Origin of the sequence: Amycolatopsis sp. NPDC004169, assembly GCF_040610315.1 — a bacterium.
GTDB lineage: Bacteria > Actinomycetota > Actinomycetes > Mycobacteriales > Pseudonocardiaceae > Amycolatopsis.
Map to the genome: position 1 here is coordinate 41,334 of NZ_JBEXMD010000004.1, position 14,361 is coordinate 55,694.

Consider the following 14,361-nt stretch of genomic DNA (forward strand, 5'->3'; position numbering starts at 1 on the left):
CTCCCCGTTCCTCAGACCCGGCGCCGCTTGGGCGGGCGGCAGCCGTTGTGAGGCTGCGGGGTCACGTCCTGGATGGTGCCGACCTCGAGGCCGGCCGCCTGCAGCGAGCGGATCGCCGTCTCGCGGCCCGAACCCGGGCCCTTCACGAAGACGTCGACCTTCTTCATGCCGTGCTCGGCGGCCTTGCGGGCAGCGTTCTCGGCGGCCATCTGCGCGGCGAACGGGGTGGACTTGCGGGAGCCCTTGAAGCCCACGTGACCACTCGACGCCCACGCGATCACGGCACCGGTCGGGTCCGTGATCGAGACGATGGTGTTGTTGAAGGTGCTCTTGATGTGCGCGTGACCGTGCGCGACATTCTTCTTTTCCTTGCGGCGGACCTTCTTGGCCCCGGCCGCAGTACGAGACTTCGGTGGCATGTTCTGAGGGTTCTCCTGTTAGCGCGCGTTCTCTTGGTGAGCGGCGACCGCTTCGGCCTGGCCGCGCCGGATGATCGAACCGGCGTCGGTGTACAGGTTGCGGAGCGCCATCGGGCGGGCGTAGAGCGCCTTGGGCGAGACACAAGCCGAGCCGCGGCGGTGCACGCCACCCATCTGCACGACCTTCTTGCCCTGGACGCTCACTTCTTGCCAGCCTTCTTCTTGCCGGCGACCGTCTTCTTCGGACCCTTGCGGGTACGGGCGTTCGTCTTGGTGCGCTGACCGCGGACGGGCAGTCCGCGACGCCAGCGAAGACCCTCGTAGCACCCGATCTCGATCTTCCGACGGATGTCGGCGTTCACCTCGCGGCGAAGGTCACCCTCGACCTTGAAGTTCTCTTCGATGTACGTACGCAGCTTGGCGAGGTCGTCATCGCTGAGGTCTTTGACGCGGGTGTCCGCGTTGATCTCGGCAGCCGCGATGAGCTGCTTCGAGCGGGTACGGCCGATGCCGTAGATGTAGGTAAGCGCGATCTCCACCCGCTTCTCGCGGGGAAGGTCTACGCCAGCGAGTCGTGCCATTGGCGCTGATGCTCCTTCATAGGTTTCTTCTTCAGGTCTGCTCCCCGTCCGGTTCCGGGACCGACTCGCCTGTCGTGCCCTCGGCTTGCGCCTCGGGTGTCCCAGCCCCGGCCTGAAGTCCGGGGGTGAACCGGTTCACTCACGTGAGCCGGCAGGTGCGGGGAGGTTGTGTAGCCGTCAATCCACTCTGCTCGAGTGCTTGGCGATCGGATCAGCCCTGCCGCTGCTTGTGCCGCAGGTTCTCGCAGATCACCATGATCCGGCCGTGACGGCGGATCACCTTGCACTTGTCGCAGATCTTCTTGACGCTCGGCTGGACCTTCACGTCTTCTGCTCTCCTGTTAGCCGCTCTTCGTGATCACTTGTAGCGGTAGACGATGCGACCACGAGAGAGGTCGTAGGGCGAAAGCTCCACGACAACCCTGTCCTCGGGCAGGATGCGGATGTAGTGCTGCCGCATCTTGCCGCTGATGTGAGCCAGGACCTTGTGGCCGTTCTCCAACTCGACGCGGAACATCGCGTTGGGGAGCGGCTCGACTACGCGGCCTTCGACCTCGATGGCCCCGTCTTTCTTCGCCATGTCCTCCGCATTTCCCTGTCGTCATCGTCTGTCGCCACACCTGATCGACTCGAGCACTAGTGCTGGGTCGGGTGTTGCGTGGCACACTGGTGCCCGGCTCCCAAGACCGTGAATTCACGAGCGCGCAGGATCCGGGCGCGATAAGTGCGCCGACTTGACAGTGTACGCATGTCGTGTCGCGACCCCCAAACCGGGGGTGACCATGCTAAAGGACTGTGCAGGTGGACGTGATGGCGATCACCGCTTGTGGGTGAATGCGCAGGTCAGGAGTCCTCTGGCGCGGTCAGCACCCAGGGGCCGTCTTCCGTGATCGCGACGGTGTGCTCCCAGTGGGCCGCGCGGGAGCCGTCGGCCGTGACGACCGTCCAGCCGTCGTCCAGCTCGCGGGTCTCCCCGCCGCCGCCGGTCAGCATCGGCTCGATGGCCAGTGCCATGCCCGGCTTCAGCCGCGGGCCCTTACCCGGCTTGCCGACGTTCGGCAGGAACGGGTCCATGTGCATCTGGCGGCCGATGCCGTGCCCGCCGTACTCGACGATCATCCCGTACTCGACGCCGTCGTCCCGGCCCGCGCGTTCGGCGGCCGACTGGACGGCGTAGGAGATGTCGGTCAACCGGCCGCCGGCGCTGACCGCCTCGATGCCGGCCCACATCGCCGCCTCGGTCGCCGCGGACAGCGCCAGGTCGGCGTCGGACACCTGGCCGATGGCCAGCGTGACGGCGGAGTCGCCGTGCCAGCCGTCGAGGATGGCGCCGCAGTCGACGGAGATGATGTCGCCGTCGGCCAGCACCTGCGTCTTCGCCGGGATGCCGTGGACGATCTGCTCGTTCACCGACGCGCAGATCGACGCCGGGAAGCCGTGGTAGCCCTTGAACGACGGCACCGCGCCGGCGTCCCGGATCGTCTGCTCGGCCAGCTCGTCGAGCTCGGCGGTGCTGACGCCCGGCTTCGCCGCGGCGCGGACGGCCGCGAGCGTGCGGGCGACGACCAGGCCGGCCGCCCGCATCGCCTGCAGCTCGTCCGGGGTCTTGACTTCGATCATGCGCCCACGGCGGAGCACTTGCAGAACACGCAATCCTCCGAGGTTCACGTGCGGTCGCGCAGTGCTTCCAGCACCCGGCCCGAGATCTCCTCGACACTGCCGACGCCGTCGACGGTCACCAGGATGTCGGCGTAGTACTCCAGCAGCGGCGCGGTGTCCGACACGTAGATCTGCTGACGGCGGCGGATGACCTCTTCGGTGTCGTCCGCGCGGCCGCGCGACATGAGCCGCCCGACGACGACGTCCTCCGGCACCTGCAGCTGGATCACCGCGTCGAGCGAGACGTCCGCGTCACCGAGGATCTCGCCGAGGACCTCGGCCTGCTTGGTGTTGCGGGGGAAGCCGTCGAGCAGGAAGCCGACCTTGGCGTCCGGCTCGGCCAGCCGCTCGCGGACCATTTCGTTGGTCACCGAGTCGGGCACGAGCTCGCCCGAGTCCAGGTAGCGCTTCGCCTCCTGGCCGAGCGGGGTCTCCTGGCCGACGTGCGCGCGGAAGAGGTCACCGGTCGAGATGTGCGGGATGCGCAGCTGCTCGGACAGGGCCACCGCCTGCGTGCCCTTGCCCGCACCGGGCGGGCCGACGAGAACCAGGCGCGTCACTTCAAGAACCCTTCGTAGTTGCGCTGCATCAGCTGGCTTTCGATCTGCTTCACGGTGTCGAGGCCGACACCGACCATGATCAGCACAGCCGTGCCACCGAACGGGAAGTTCTGGTTGTTCCCGCTACCGGTCACCGACAGGAAGAAGTTCGGGAGGATCGCGATGATGCCCAGGTACAGCGAGCCCGGCAGGGTGATCCGGCCGAGCACGAAGCTCAGGTACTCCGCGGTCGGGCGGCCGGGGCGGATGCCCGGGATGAAGCCACCGAACTTCTTCATCTCCTCCGCACGCTCGTCCACGTTGAACGTGATCGTGATGTAGAAGTACGTGAAGAAGATGATCAGCGCGAAGTACAGCGCGATGTGCACCCAGCTGGACTGGTTCACGATGTAGTTCTTGATGAACACCTGCCAGCCGGAGTTGGCGTTCTGGTCGCCGACGAGGCGGCTGATCAGGTCCGGCAGGTACAGCAGGGACGACGCGAAGATGACCGGGATGACACCGGCCTGGTTGACCTTGATCGGCAGGTAGGTCGACGTGCCGCCGTACATCCGCCGGCCGATCATGCGCTTGGCGTACTGCACCGGGATCCGGCGCTGCCCCTGCTCGACGAAGATGACGCTGGCGATGATCACCAGGCCGAAGACGCAGACGATCGCCAGGCCGACGCCACCGGCGTTGCTGAGGATGTTGCCGCCCTCGACCGGGATGCGCGCCGCGATGTTCAGGAAGATCAGGACGGACATGCCGTTGCCGACGCCGCGCTCGGTGATCAGCTCGCCCAGCCACATCATGACGGCGGTGCCCGCGGTCATGGTGATGACGATGATCGCCAGCGAGTAGACGCTGTTGTCCGGGATGATCGGCTGGTCGCAGTCCGGGAAGAGCTGCTTGCGGTCCGCGAGCGCGACCACACCGGTGGCCTGCAGGATCGCCAGCGCGATCGTCAGGTACCGGGTGTACTGGGTCAGCTTGCCCTGGCCGGACTGCCCTTCCTTCTTCAGCTCCTCGAACCGCGGGATGACCACGGTGAGCAGCTGGATGATGATGCTCGCCGTGATGTACGGCATGATGCCGGTCGAGAAGAGCGACAGCTGCAGCAGCGCACCACCGCTGAACAGGTTCAGCAGCTGGTAGACGCCCTCCTGCTGCGCCTGGGAGCTGCAGGCCTGTACGGCACCGTACGAGATGCCGGGCGCCGGAATGGTCGCACCGATTCGGTAAACCGCGACGATGGCTAGCGTGAACAGGATCTTCTTGCGTAGATCCGGCGTCGCGAGAGCCGAGCGGAAGGCGCTGAGCACGCGGGGGACCTCCTCGGCGTCGTCGGCTGTCCTAACCGACGATCGGCTTGGCCGGCACGAGGCCGGCGGGAACACACAGCACTACTGGCACGCAAGCCAGGAACGCTTCGGGGCACACTCGTCCCGAAGCGTGTCGCCGACTCTAACAGCTTCACAGGGCGTGTCCGCAGTCCGTGTGCGTTTTCCGTACCAAGGTTGCTCCGGCGGGTTGATCCACATCGCCGTCTTGGCCGTATTCCTTGACAGATGTGGATCAAGCGGTGGACGCGGCGAGCACGCCGGCCAGGCCGACGAGGACCACGCCGGTCCCCCGGTCGACGTTGCGGCGGGCCCTCTGCGTGAGCCGGATCGTCTTGACCGCGGCACCGGCCCCGACGTAGACCGAACCGGCCAGGAACTCGGCCAGCAGGTAGACCGCGCCGAGCAGCGCGATCTGCGTCGGAAATGCGCCCTGACCTGCGTCGATGAACTGCGGGACGAAGGCGGTGAAGATCAGGATGGCTTTCGGGTTGGTGATCGCGACGCCGAACTCCTTCCGGGCGACGCGCCACGCCGTCATCGGGGTCTTCGGCAGCTCTTTCGGGGTGTTTTCGCCCCGGAAGGTGGACCGGAGGAGGCGGAGGCCGAGGTAGAGCAGGTAGGCGGCGCCGGCCCACTTGATGATCGTCAGCGCGGTCTCCGAGGCGGCCAGCAGCTGCCCCAGTCCGGCCGCGACGGCGGCGATCAGCAGGGTGAACGCGGCCAGCCTGCCGCCCAGCCCGGCGAGGCCGTGGCGAACACCGTGCGTCATGCCGTGGTGGAGGCCGAGCAGGTTGTTCGCCCCTGGCGTAAGGGCGACGAGCACGGAGGCGCCGAAGAAGACCCACACGTGTTCACCGTAGCGGGGGTTCGCCGGGTTGCTCGGGTTCTTCGGGTGGCAGGACGGTGATGGCGACGCCGGAGGGCGGCGTCGGGGTGTCGGCGTAGGCGACGGCCGGATCGGCCCAGCCGGGGTGGTCCTGCCGGTCCCGCAGCGGCAGGTGGGCGAGCACGGCCGCGGCGGCGGCCAGCACGGCGGCCAGGGCCAGCAGCCACATGCCGGGTCCGGTGACCACTTCGAGGGCGGCCTCCTCACCGGCGATGGCGGTGAGCTCGAACCGGTCCATCGCGACGGTGGTGGCGACCCCGGCGGTGAACACGGCGCCGGCCGAGAGCAGCCACCGGGTGAGGCCCCGGTCCGGCCGCGAGGAGGCCGCGAACGCCGCGACGGCGAGCAGCCCGATGGCGAGGATGACGGGGATGCCCACGGGCGGACCGGGCCGATCGGTGGCTTGCTGGCCGGCGACCTCGATGCGGTTGCCCCAGGCGGTCTCGACGATCGTCAGGCCGCCGGTCGGGAAGTCCTGGCGGAGGTCGAGGTGCTGGATGAGGAGGAAGAGGGGGAGGAAACAGGCCGCGACGGCCATCAGCGCGGCAACGGCGGCGAGCAGCGGCGGGAGGATGCGGAGTGGACCGCCTGTTTCCGGGGCCGGGGGTGGCTCGGGGGCGGTTGCCGGGGCGGGTTGGGGGGTGGCGGGGGTGCCGGGGAGTTCGGCGACCGGGAAGGGCAGCGGGTGGGGCGGGGCGGCCGGCTCCGGTGGGAAGAGGGGCGCGCCGGGTGCGGCCTCCTGGGGAAAGAGCGGCCCGGCGGTCGGCGCAGCGGTATCGGGCGGGAAGAGCGGCGAACCAGCCGGAGGAGAAGCCTCCGACGGAAACGCCAGCGGATCGGCCGCGGAACCCGGCCCGGCTCCCGCGGACGAGAGCGGCGGCGCGGCGGCCTCCGCCGGGAAGAGCGGCGGAGCGGCCTCCGCCGGGAACGCCAGCGGATCCGAAGCAGGCGGCGAGGCGGCCTCCCGTGGAGAGCCCGTCGGCGCGCCTGCGCCCGGTTCCGGGCCCGCCGGACGCGGGGCTTCCACCGGGAAGCTCAGCGGCGACGCGACGCCGTCAGGCTGGGCTGCGGGCTCCTGCGACGGTCTGTCCACCTCTCTGATCTTCCGTCCGGATTCCCCGCTCGGCAAGGAACCCGGGGAAGAGTTCCGGAAACGCCGAAGGCCCGCCTGGCGGCGAGCCAGACGGGCCTTCGAACAAGCAACCTCGGTGAGGCTTATTCAGCCGTCGGCCGCCGCATGACACCCGAGCTGACCTGCGGTCTGCGCGGGGGGCACGGCGGCCTGACCAGAATAAGCCTCAGTTGGTGGTAGCAGAGCCACCGGCCGCTTCGAGCTTCTCCTTGGCGGAGCCGGAGAACGCGTCGGCGGTGACGTTCAGCTTGACGCCGTTCACGTCGCCGTTGCCGAGGACCTTCACCAGCTTGCCCTTGCGGACCAGACCGCCCTTGACCAGCTCGTCGGCACCGATGGTGCCGCCGTCCGGGAAGACGCGGGCGATGTCGCCCACGTTCACCGGCTGGTACTCGGTGCGGAAGCGGTTCTTGAAGCCGCGGAGCTTCGGGAGCCGCATCTGGATGGGCATCTGCCCACCCTCGAACCGGGCCGGCACGTTCTTCCGGGCCTTGGTGCCCTTCGTACCGCGGCCGGCGGTCTTGCCCTTCGAACCCTCACCACGGCCCACGCGGATCTTGTCGCGCTTGGCGCCCGGAGCCGGACGCAGGTGGTGGATCTTGATGGCCGTCATGCCTTGACCTCCTCGACCTCCACCAGGTGGCGGACGGTGTGGATCAGGCCGCGCACCTGGGGGGTGTCTTCACGCACGACGCTCTGGCGGATCTTGCGCAGCCCGAGGGTGCGCAGCGACTCGCGGTGAGCGTGCTTCGTGCCGATCTTGCTCTTGACCTGGGTGACCTTGAGCTGAGCCATCGTCAGACCCCCTGGCCGGCACGCTGGCGCAGCATCCGGGCCGGAGCGACGTCCTCGAGCGGCAGGCCACGGCGGGCCGCCACCTCTTCGGGACGCTGCAGACCCTTCAGGGCCGCCACGGTCGCGTGCACGATGTTGATCGCGTTGTCGGAGCCGAGCGACTTCGACAGCACGTCGTGGACACCCGCGCACTCCAGCACGGCACGCACCGGGCCACCGGCGATGACGCCGGTACCGGCGGAAGCCGGGCGGAGCAGCACCACACCGGCGGCTTCCTCACCCTGGATGGGGTGGGGAATGGTGCCACCGACGCGGGGAACGCGGAAGAAGTTCTTCTTCGCTTCCTCGACGCCCTTGGCGATGGCCGCGGGAACTTCCTTGGCCTTGCCGTAGCCGACGCCGACCTGACCGTCGCCGTCGCCGACGACCACCAGGGCGGTGAAGCTGAAGCGACGACCACCCTTGACGACCTTGGCGACGCGGTTGATCGTCACGACCTTCTCGAGGTGCGGGGTCTTGTCCTGGGCCGCCCCGCCACGGCCGCTGTCGCGCCGGTCCCGGCGGTCGCGACGGTCACCGCGGTCGTTGCCGCCCTGCCCGCCGGGTCCACCCTGGCCGCCGCCGAATTGCCGTGTACGTCCCGGCATCAGGCTTTCCTTCCATTCACGAACTGCTGCATCGTCAGAACTCCAACCCCGCCTCACGGGCGGCGTCGGCGAGCGCGGCGATGCGGCCGTGGTAGGCGTTGCCGCCACGGTCGAACACCACGGCCGAGATCCCGGCGTTCTTGGCGCGCTCGGCGACGAGGGCCCCGACCTTGGCGGCCTTGGCCTTCTTGTCGCCGTCGACCGCCCGGACGTCCGCCTCGAGGGTGGACGCCGACACCAGCGTGTGGCCGGCGAGGTCGTCGATCACCTGCACGGCGATGTGCCGCGAGGACCGCTTGACGACCAGGCGCGGGCGCTGCTCGGTGCCCGAGACCTTCTTGCGGAGCCGGAAGTGCCGACGGGCCTTCGCGACGCGGCGGCGGGTCGAGATGTCCTTGCCCACCGGCTTGCGCTTCGTAGTCGTGTCGCTCATGATCACTTACCCGTCTTTCCGACCTTGCGGCGGATCTTCTCACCCTCGTAGCGCAGGCCCTTGCCCTTGTACGGGTCCGGGCGACGCAGCTTGCGGATGACGGCCGAGATCTGGCCGACCTTCTGCTTGTCGATGCCCGAGACCGAGAACCGGGTCGGGGTCTCCACCTTGAAGGTGATGCCCTCCGGGGCCTCGATCTTGACCGGGTGCGAGTAGCCGAGGGCGAACTCGAGGTCCGCGCCCTTGGCCTGCACGCGGTAACCCACGCCGTGGATTTCCATCTTCTTCTCGTAGCCGGCGGTGACGCCGACGACGAGGTTGTTCACCAGCGTGCGGGTGAGCCCGTGCAGCGCCTTGGAGTTGCGCTCGTCGTCCGGGCGCTTCACCAGCAGCGTGCCGTCCTCGTCGCGCTCGACGGTGATCGGCTCGGCGATGGTGTGCTCGAGGGTGCCCTTGGGCCCCTTGACCTTGATCTGCTGACCGTCGATGGTCACCTCGACCCCGGAAGGGACGGCGACCGGCAGCTTTCCGATGCGTGACATGCCTTTACCCCTTCCCTTACCAGACGTAGGCGAGGACTTCGCCGCCCACGCTGTTGCGCTTGGCCTGCCGGTCCGTCTGCAGGCCACCGGACGTCGAGATGATCGCGATGCCCAGGCCGCCGAGCACCGACGGCAGTTCGGTCGATTTTGCGTAGACCCGCAGACCGGGCTTGGAGACGCGCCGGAGGCCGGCGATGCTCCGCTCACGGTTGGGGCCGTACTTGAGCTCGACGACGAGGTTCTTGTGCTTCTCGCCCGGCTCGTCGTGGTAACCCGCGATGTAGCCCTCGCGCTTGAGGATCTCGGCGATGTTCGCCTTGAGCTTCGAGTGCGGGAGCTTGACCTCGTCGTGGTACGCCGAGTTCGCGTTGCGCAGACGCGTCAAGAAGTCTGCGATGGGGTCGGTCATCGTCATGGTGACCTGTCAACCTTTCTCGCCTGGTTCCCCGCCCGCCGGAGCGGGACGGGGCCTGTGGCGAAGTGGAGTTAAATAGAAGCTCTTACCAGCTGGACTTGCGGACGCCGGGCAGCTCGCCCGCGTGCGCCATCTCGCGAAGGCAGATCCGGCAGAGCCCGAACTTGCGGAACACGGCGTGCGGGCGGCCGCACCGCTGGCAGCGGGTGTAGGCGCGCACGGCGAACTTCGGCTTCTTCGCGGCCTTGTGGACCAGTGCTTTCTTGGCCATCGGCTCAGTTCTCCTTGAACGGGAAGCCGAGCTTGCGCAGCAGCGCCCGGCCCTCGTCGTCGTTCGTGGCGGTCGTGACGACGGTGACGTCCATGCCGCGGGGGCGGTCGATGGAGTCGGGGTCGATCTCGTGGAACATCGACTGCTCGTTGAGACCGAACGTGTAGTTGCCGTGGCCGTCGAACTGCTTCGGCGAAAGCCCGCGGAAGTCGCGGATACGCGGCAGCGCGATGGTCAGCAGCCGGTCGAGGAACTCCCACATCCGGTCGCCGCGCAGCGTGACGCGCGCGCCGATCGGCTGGCCCTCGCGCAGCTTGAACTGCGCGATGGACTTGCGGGCCTTCCGGACCTCCGGCTTCTGGCCGGTGATCGCGGCGAGGTCGCGGACCGCGCCCTCGATCAGCTTGCTGTCGCGGGCGGCGTCGCCGACGCCCATGTTCACGACGACCTTCACGACGCCCGGGATCTGGTGGACGTTGGCGAAGGAGAACTCGGCCTGCAGCTGGCCCTTGATTTCCTCGCGGTACCGCACCTTCAGGCGCGGCGAGGTCTTCTCTGCGGTGGTCATCAGATGTCCTTACCGTTCCGGCGCGAGATCCGGACCTTCTTGCCGTCCTCGCCGATGCGGTAACCCACCCGGGACGGCTTGCCGTCCGAGTCGACGACCATCACGTTCGAGACGTGGATGGGCGCCTCCTGCGTGACGATGCCGCCGGACTGCGCGCCGCGCTGGGTCTGGCTGATCCGCGTGTGCTTCTTGATCCGGTTCACGCCCTCGACCAGCACGCGCTCGCGCTCCGGGTAAGCCTGGATGACCTTGCCCTTGGCGCCCTTGTCCTTGCCGGCGATGACGACGACCGTGTCGCCCTTCTTCACCTTCATCACAGCACCTCCGGCGCGAGCGAAATGATCTTCATGAACTTTCGGTCGCGCAGCTCGCGGCCCACCGGACCGAAGATGCGGGTGCCGCGGGGCTCGTTGTCGTTCTTGATGAGCACGGCGGCGTTCTCGTCGAACCGGATGTAGGAACCGTCCGGACGACGGCGCTCCTTGACCGTGCGGACGATGACGGCCTTGACGACGTCGCCCTTCTTCACCCCGGCAGCCGGGATGGCGTCCTTCACGGTGGCGACGATGATGTCGCCGATGCCGGCGTAGCGCCGCCCGGAGCCACCGAGAACGCGGATGCAGAGGATTTCCTTCGCACCCGTGTTGTCGGCTACCCGAAGCCGCGACTCCTGCTGGATCACGTCTACTCCTGTATGTCGCGCCGGTTCTCGCCCGGACGAGCGAGCCTTGCGGAACTAAGAACTCCCGAAAGAGCCCTGCTTACTTGGCCTTCTCCACGATCTGCACCAGGCGCCACCGCTTCGATGCCGACAGCGGGCGGGTCTCCATCAGGGTGACCCGGTCGCCCACGCCCGCCTCGTTGTTCTCGTCGTGCACCTTCACCTTGGAGGTGGTGCGGACGACCTTCGAGTAACGGGGGTGCTTCTTGCGGTCCTCGAGCTCGACCACGATCGTCTTGTTCATCTTGTCCGAGACGACGTAGCCCTCGCGGACCTTGCGGTCGTTCCGGGCCGGCGTCTCGGTGGTGGGCTCGCTCATGCGGCACCTTCACTCTCGGCGTCGGGGGCAACGGACAGGCCGAGTTCGCGCTCGCGCATGACCGTGTAGATCCGCGCGATGTCCGTGCGGACGGTGCGCAGACGGCGGTTGTTGTCGAGCTGACCGGTCGCCATCTGGAAGCGGAGGTTGAACAGCTCCTCCTTGTACTCCTTCAGACGCAGGACGAGCTCTTCCGCGGTGAGCTCACGCAGCTCCGATGCCTGAGCGGCACCTGCGTTAGCCATCAGAACTCACCACCTTCACGGGTCACGATGCGGCACTTCATGGGCAGCTTGTGGATCGCGCGGCGCAGCGCCTCGCGAGCCGTCTCCTCGTTCGGGAACGAGATCTCGAACATCACGCGGCCCGGCTTCACGTTGGCGATCCACCACTCGGGCGAACCCTTACCGGAACCCATCCGGGTCTCGGCCGGCTTCTTGGTCAGCGGGCGGTCCGGGTAGATGGTCGTCCACACCTTGCCACCACGCTTGATGTGACGGGTCATGGCGATACGAGCGGACTCGATCTGCCGGTTCGTCACGTAGCTGTGCTCAAGCGCCTGGATGCCGTACTCGCCGAAGCTGACCTTCGTGCCACCCTTGGCGGCGCCGTGGCGCTTCGGGGAGTGCTGCTTCCGGTGCTTGACCCTGCGCGGGATGAGCACGTCTCAGCCCTCCGTCTTTTCTGCGGTCTCGGTGGCCGGGGCCGCCGGGGCCTCGGTCGTGGCGGCGGCGGCCGCACGACCGGCTTCGGTCGAGGTGGCGGTCGTGCCCGAAGCGCCGGAGCGACGCGGACGGGACGGCCGGTCACTGCGGTCGCGGCCACCGCGCGGCGCGCGCTCGGCGGCGTCACGGGCTTCGCGGGCCTTCAGGCCACCGACGAGCTCACCCTTGTAGATCCACACCTTGACGCCGATGCGACCGAACGTCGTCTTGGCCTCGAAGAAGCCGTAGTCGATGTCGGCGCGCAGCGTGTGCAGCGGGACGCGGCCATCGCGGTAGTGCTCGGAGCGGGACATCTCGGCACCGCCGAGACGACCGCCGCACTGCACGCGGATGCCCTTGACCTGCGGCGAGCGCATGGAGGTCTGGATCGCCTTCCGCATCGCGCGGCGGAACGCCACGCGGTTGGACAGCTGCTCCGCGACCGCCTGGGCGACCAGCTGGGCGTCGGCCTCGGGGTTCTTGACCTCGAGGATGTTCAGCTGGACCTGCTTCTTGGTCAGCTTCTCCAGCGCGCCGCGGATCCGGTCGGCCTCCGCGCCGCGGCGGCCGATGACGATGCCCGGCCGGGCGGTGTGGATGTCCACGCGGACGCGGTCACGGGTGCGCTCGATCTCGACCTTGGAGATGCCCGCGCGCTCCATGCCGGTGGCGAGGAGCTTGCGGATCTTGACGTCCTCGGCCACGTACTCGGCGTACTGCTTGTCGGCGTACCAGCGCGACTTCCAGTCCGTGGTGATACCCAGGCGGAAACCGTGCGGGTTGATCTTCTGGCCCACTACCGGCCACCTGCCTTCTTCTTGCTCTGAGCCTTCTGCGCGACGGCCGGACGCGACTCCACCTCGACGGTGATGTGGCTGGTCCGCTTGCGGATCCGGTACGCGCGGCCCTGGGCCCGCGGGCGGATGCGCTTGAGGGTGGGGCCCTCGTCGGCGTACGCGTTCTTGACCCAGAGCGTCTCCGGGTCCAGCTGAAGGTTGTTCTCGGCGTTGGCCACAGCGCTGGCAAGCACCTTCGCGACCGGCTCGCTGGCCGCCTGGGGGGCGAACCGGAGCACGGCCAAGGCGTCGGCGGCGCTACGTCCCTTGATGAGCTCGATCACCCGGCGCACCTTGGTCGGCGAGTCCCGGACGAAGCGAGCCCGCGCGTACGCCGTAGGCAGGGCCTCGGTCGTCGCGTCGTTCTGGGCGTTCATCGCTACTTCCCTTGTCTCTTCTCGTGCCCGCTCAGCGGCGGCGCGACTTGCGGTCGTCCTTGATGTGGCCCTTGAAGGTCCGCGTCGGGGCGAACTCGCCCAGCTTGTGACCCACCATGGCCTCGGTGACGAACACCGGGACGTGCTTGCGCCCGTCGTGCACGGCGATCGTGTGACCCAGGAAGTCCGGGATGATCGTCGAGCGGCGCGACCAGGTCTTGATGACCGTCTTCTTGCCCGATTCGTTCAGCGCGTCCACCTTCTTGAGCAGGTGGTCGTCCACGAACGGGCCCTTCTTAAGGCTGCGTGGCATGTGCTTCTACCTCCCTGCTCAGCGCTTGTTCTTGCCGGTGCGGCGGCGGCGGACGATGAGGGCGTCGGACGCCTTGCGGCGACGCGTGCGGCCCTCGGGCTTACCGTTCGGGTTGACCGGGTGGCGACCACCGGAGGTCTTGCCCTCACCACCACCGTGCGGGTGGTCGACCGGGTTCATGACGACACCGCGGACCGTGGGGCGCTTGCCGCGCCAGCGGTTGCGGCCGGCCTTGCCCCAGTTGATGTTGGCGTGCTCGGAGTTGCCGACCTCGCCGACCGTCGCGCGGTTGCGCACGTCCACGTTGCGGATCTCGCCCGAGGGGAGACGCAGCTGGGCGTACGGCCCGTCCTTCGCGACGAGCTGCACCTTCGCGCCGGCGGAACGCGCCATCTTCGCGCCGCCACCGGGGCGGAGCTCGATCGCGTGCACCACGGTGCCGACCGGGATGTTGCGCAGCGGCAGGTTGTTGCCCGGCTTGATGTCGGCACGGGGGCCGTTCTCGACGGTGTCGCCCTGCTTCAGCTTCTCCGGCGCGATGATGTAGCGCTTCTCGCCGTCGGCGTAGTGCAGCAGCGCGATGCGCGCGGTGCGGTTGGGGTCGTACTCGATGTGCGCGACCTTGGCCGGGATGCCGTCCTTGTCGTTGCGACGGAAGTCGATGACGCGGTAAGCACGCTTGTGGCCGCCACCCTTGTGCCGGGTGGTGATCTTGCCGGACGAGTTGCGACCGCCCGAACCGCTCAGCGGACGCAGCAGCGACTTCTCCGGGGTGGAGCGGGTGATCTCGGCGAAGTCCGAGACGCTCGAACCGCGACGACCCGGGGTCGTCGGCTTGTACTTGCGGATGCCCATTGT

At 68.2% G+C, this 14,361-nt stretch carries 27 protein-coding genes; all 27 read right to left on the reverse strand.

Features of this window, described 5'->3' with window-relative positions:
• Positions 1 to 11 precede the first annotated feature (11 nt).
• Complete coding sequence (rpsK, locus tag ABZX11_RS06645; RefSeq protein WP_004558885.1) at positions 12 to 419, reverse strand: 30S ribosomal protein S11; 408 nt, start codon at positions 417 to 419, stop codon at positions 12 to 14.
• An 18-nt stretch (positions 420 to 437) separates the two neighbouring features.
• Positions 438 to 623, reverse strand: coding sequence for a hypothetical protein (locus tag ABZX11_RS06650; protein ID WP_004558884.1), 186 nt, complete (start codon positions 621 to 623; stop codon positions 438 to 440).
• The gene (gene rpsM / locus ABZX11_RS06655; protein WP_176173264.1) at positions 620 to 1,000 is read right to left on the reverse strand and encodes a 30S ribosomal protein S13; all 381 of its coding nucleotides are present in this window, start codon (positions 998 to 1,000) and stop codon (positions 620 to 622) included. The genes ABZX11_RS06650 and rpsM overlap by 4 nt, the downstream gene beginning before the upstream one ends.
• Before the next feature lie 211 nt (positions 1,001 to 1,211).
• Positions 1,212 to 1,325: a 50S ribosomal protein L36 gene (gene rpmJ / locus ABZX11_RS06660; protein WP_004558882.1), complete on the reverse strand. Its 114-nt coding sequence runs from the start codon at positions 1,323 to 1,325 to the stop codon at positions 1,212 to 1,214.
• Positions 1,326 to 1,358: 33 nt separating this feature from the next.
• Positions 1,359 to 1,580 carry a translation initiation factor IF-1 gene (infA, locus tag ABZX11_RS06665; protein WP_004558881.1) on the reverse strand — a complete coding sequence of 74 codons (222 nt, stop codon included), beginning with the start codon at positions 1,578 to 1,580 and terminating at the stop codon, positions 1,359 to 1,361.
• 263 nt (positions 1,581 to 1,843) lie between these two features.
• Complete coding sequence (gene map / locus ABZX11_RS06670) at positions 1,844 to 2,620, reverse strand: type I methionyl aminopeptidase (protein ID WP_176173265.1); 777 nt, start codon at positions 2,618 to 2,620, stop codon at positions 1,844 to 1,846.
• Positions 2,621 to 2,664: 44 nt separating this feature from the next.
• The gene (locus tag ABZX11_RS06675) at positions 2,665 to 3,219 is read right to left on the reverse strand and encodes an adenylate kinase (RefSeq protein ID WP_176173266.1); all 555 of its coding nucleotides are present in this window, start codon (positions 3,217 to 3,219) and stop codon (positions 2,665 to 2,667) included.
• Entirely contained in the window at positions 3,216 to 4,523 is a 1,308-nt protein-coding gene (secY, locus tag ABZX11_RS06680) for a preprotein translocase subunit SecY (RefSeq protein ID WP_176173267.1), read from the reverse strand. Before secY ends, ABZX11_RS06675 begins: the two co-directional genes overlap by 4 nt.
• A gap of 253 nt (positions 4,524 to 4,776) precedes the next feature.
• Positions 4,777 to 5,391 (reverse strand): LysE family translocator, encoded by a 615-nt coding sequence (locus ABZX11_RS06685; RefSeq protein ID WP_176173268.1) that lies wholly within the window; start codon positions 5,389 to 5,391, stop codon positions 4,777 to 4,779.
• Positions 5,392 to 5,395: 4 nt separating this feature from the next.
• On the reverse strand, positions 5,396 to 6,523 hold the full coding sequence (locus tag ABZX11_RS06690; protein WP_354910539.1) for a hypothetical protein: 1,128 nt from the start codon (positions 6,521 to 6,523) through the stop codon (positions 5,396 to 5,398).
• 205 nt (positions 6,524 to 6,728) lie between these two features.
• Entirely contained in the window at positions 6,729 to 7,175 is a 447-nt protein-coding gene (gene rplO / locus ABZX11_RS06695) for a 50S ribosomal protein L15 (protein ID WP_086842934.1), read from the reverse strand.
• The gene (gene rpmD, locus ABZX11_RS06700) at positions 7,172 to 7,357 is read right to left on the reverse strand and encodes a 50S ribosomal protein L30 (protein WP_033291195.1); all 186 of its coding nucleotides are present in this window, start codon (positions 7,355 to 7,357) and stop codon (positions 7,172 to 7,174) included. Before rpmD ends, rplO begins: the two co-directional genes overlap by 4 nt.
• A 2-nt stretch (positions 7,358 to 7,359) precedes the next feature.
• Positions 7,360 to 8,004 (reverse strand): 30S ribosomal protein S5, encoded by a 645-nt coding sequence (gene rpsE / locus ABZX11_RS06705; protein ID WP_004558874.1) that lies wholly within the window; start codon positions 8,002 to 8,004, stop codon positions 7,360 to 7,362.
• Between the two features lie 34 nt (positions 8,005 to 8,038).
• Positions 8,039 to 8,437: a 50S ribosomal protein L18 gene (gene rplR, locus ABZX11_RS06710; protein ID WP_004558873.1), complete on the reverse strand. Its 399-nt coding sequence runs from the start codon at positions 8,435 to 8,437 to the stop codon at positions 8,039 to 8,041.
• 2 nt (positions 8,438 to 8,439) lie between these two features.
• Positions 8,440 to 8,979, reverse strand: a complete 540-nt coding sequence (gene rplF / locus ABZX11_RS06715) for a 50S ribosomal protein L6 (protein WP_176173270.1) — start codon at positions 8,977 to 8,979, stop codon at positions 8,440 to 8,442.
• Between the two features lie 16 nt (positions 8,980 to 8,995).
• A complete protein-coding gene (rpsH, locus tag ABZX11_RS06720; protein ID WP_004558871.1) occupies positions 8,996 to 9,394 on the reverse strand; it encodes a 30S ribosomal protein S8 in 399 nt (132 codons plus the stop codon).
• Positions 9,395 to 9,479: 85 nt separating this feature from the next.
• Entirely contained in the window at positions 9,480 to 9,665 is a 186-nt protein-coding gene (locus ABZX11_RS06725) for a type Z 30S ribosomal protein S14 (protein WP_004558870.1), read from the reverse strand.
• 4 nt (positions 9,666 to 9,669) lie between these two features.
• The gene (rplE, locus tag ABZX11_RS06730) at positions 9,670 to 10,233 is read right to left on the reverse strand and encodes a 50S ribosomal protein L5 (protein ID WP_004558869.1); all 564 of its coding nucleotides are present in this window, start codon (positions 10,231 to 10,233) and stop codon (positions 9,670 to 9,672) included.
• Complete coding sequence (gene rplX, locus ABZX11_RS06735; RefSeq protein WP_004558868.1) at positions 10,233 to 10,547, reverse strand: 50S ribosomal protein L24; 315 nt, start codon at positions 10,545 to 10,547, stop codon at positions 10,233 to 10,235. The genes rplE and rplX overlap by 1 nt, the downstream gene beginning before the upstream one ends.
• Positions 10,547 to 10,915 carry a 50S ribosomal protein L14 gene (gene rplN / locus ABZX11_RS06740; RefSeq protein ID WP_004558867.1) on the reverse strand — a complete coding sequence of 123 codons (369 nt, stop codon included), beginning with the start codon at positions 10,913 to 10,915 and terminating at the stop codon, positions 10,547 to 10,549. The genes rplX and rplN overlap by 1 nt, the downstream gene beginning before the upstream one ends.
• Positions 10,916 to 10,994: 79 nt before the next feature.
• Complete coding sequence (rpsQ, locus tag ABZX11_RS06745) at positions 10,995 to 11,273, reverse strand: 30S ribosomal protein S17 (protein WP_004558866.1); 279 nt, start codon at positions 11,271 to 11,273, stop codon at positions 10,995 to 10,997.
• Entirely contained in the window at positions 11,270 to 11,518 is a 249-nt protein-coding gene (rpmC, locus tag ABZX11_RS06750) for a 50S ribosomal protein L29 (protein WP_013222608.1), read from the reverse strand. The genes rpsQ and rpmC overlap by 4 nt, the downstream gene beginning before the upstream one ends.
• A complete protein-coding gene (rplP, locus tag ABZX11_RS06755) occupies positions 11,518 to 11,937 on the reverse strand; it encodes a 50S ribosomal protein L16 (protein WP_004558864.1) in 420 nt (139 codons plus the stop codon). Before rplP ends, rpmC begins: the two co-directional genes overlap by 1 nt.
• A 3-nt stretch (positions 11,938 to 11,940) precedes the next feature.
• Positions 11,941 to 12,774: a 30S ribosomal protein S3 gene (rpsC, locus tag ABZX11_RS06760; RefSeq protein ID WP_176173271.1), complete on the reverse strand. Its 834-nt coding sequence runs from the start codon at positions 12,772 to 12,774 to the stop codon at positions 11,941 to 11,943.
• A complete protein-coding gene (gene rplV, locus ABZX11_RS06765) occupies positions 12,774 to 13,190 on the reverse strand; it encodes a 50S ribosomal protein L22 (protein WP_003102079.1) in 417 nt (138 codons plus the stop codon). The genes rpsC and rplV overlap by 1 nt, the downstream gene beginning before the upstream one ends.
• A gap of 31 nt (positions 13,191 to 13,221) precedes the next feature.
• Positions 13,222 to 13,503, reverse strand: a complete 282-nt coding sequence (rpsS, locus tag ABZX11_RS06770; protein ID WP_003102083.1) for a 30S ribosomal protein S19 — start codon at positions 13,501 to 13,503, stop codon at positions 13,222 to 13,224.
• A gap of 18 nt (positions 13,504 to 13,521) precedes the next feature.
• Positions 13,522 to 14,358: a 50S ribosomal protein L2 gene (gene rplB, locus ABZX11_RS06775; RefSeq protein WP_176173272.1), complete on the reverse strand. Its 837-nt coding sequence runs from the start codon at positions 14,356 to 14,358 to the stop codon at positions 13,522 to 13,524.
• Positions 14,359 to 14,361 lie beyond the last annotated feature (3 nt).

What these genes read in the sequence shown, in the direction of transcription:
- rpsE (WP_004558874.1), bottom strand. Translation starts at nt 8,004, where the DNA reads ATGCCGGGACGTACACGGCAATTCGGCGGCGGCCAGGGTGGACCCGGC.
- rpsK (WP_004558885.1), bottom strand. Translation starts at nt 419, where the DNA reads ATGCCACCGAAGTCTCGTACTGCGGCCGGGGCCAAGAAGGTCCGCCGC.
- rplE (WP_004558869.1), bottom strand. Translation starts at nt 10,233, where the DNA reads ATGACCACCGCAGAGAAGACCTCGCCGCGCCTGAAGGTGCGGTACCGC.
- rpsH (WP_004558871.1), bottom strand. Translation starts at nt 9,394, where the DNA reads ATGACGATGACCGACCCCATCGCAGACTTCTTGACGCGTCTGCGCAAC.
- map (WP_176173265.1), bottom strand. Translation starts at nt 2,620, where the DNA reads ATGATCGAAGTCAAGACCCCGGACGAGCTGCAGGCGATGCGGGCGGCC.
- rpmD (WP_033291195.1), bottom strand. Translation starts at nt 7,357, where the DNA reads ATGGCTCAGCTCAAGGTCACCCAGGTCAAGAGCAAGATCGGCACGAAG.
- ABZX11_RS06725 (WP_004558870.1), bottom strand. Translation starts at nt 9,665, where the DNA reads ATGGCCAAGAAAGCACTGGTCCACAAGGCCGCGAAGAAGCCGAAGTTC.
- rpsM (WP_176173264.1), bottom strand. Translation starts at nt 1,000, where the DNA reads ATGGCACGACTCGCTGGCGTAGACCTTCCCCGCGAGAAGCGGGTGGAG.
- rplF (WP_176173270.1), bottom strand. Translation starts at nt 8,979, where the DNA reads ATGTCACGCATCGGAAAGCTGCCGGTCGCCGTCCCTTCCGGGGTCGAG.
- rplR (WP_004558873.1), bottom strand. Translation starts at nt 8,437, where the DNA reads ATGAGCGACACGACTACGAAGCGCAAGCCGGTGGGCAAGGACATCTCG.
- rplB (WP_176173272.1), bottom strand. Translation starts at nt 14,358, where the DNA reads ATGGGCATCCGCAAGTACAAGCCGACGACCCCGGGTCGTCGCGGTTCG.
- rpmC (WP_013222608.1), bottom strand. Translation starts at nt 11,518, where the DNA reads ATGGCTAACGCAGGTGCCGCTCAGGCATCGGAGCTGCGTGAGCTCACC.
- rpsS (WP_003102083.1), bottom strand. Translation starts at nt 13,503, where the DNA reads ATGCCACGCAGCCTTAAGAAGGGCCCGTTCGTGGACGACCACCTGCTC.
- rpsQ (WP_004558866.1), bottom strand. Translation starts at nt 11,273, where the DNA reads ATGAGCGAGCCCACCACCGAGACGCCGGCCCGGAACGACCGCAAGGTC.
- rplV (WP_003102079.1), bottom strand. Translation starts at nt 13,190, where the DNA reads ATGAACGCCCAGAACGACGCGACGACCGAGGCCCTGCCTACGGCGTAC.
- rplX (WP_004558868.1), bottom strand. Translation starts at nt 10,547, where the DNA reads ATGAAGGTGAAGAAGGGCGACACGGTCGTCGTCATCGCCGGCAAGGAC.
- infA (WP_004558881.1), bottom strand. Translation starts at nt 1,580, where the DNA reads ATGGCGAAGAAAGACGGGGCCATCGAGGTCGAAGGCCGCGTAGTCGAG.
- rplO (WP_086842934.1), bottom strand. Translation starts at nt 7,175, where the DNA reads ATGACGGCCATCAAGATCCACCACCTGCGTCCGGCTCCGGGCGCCAAG.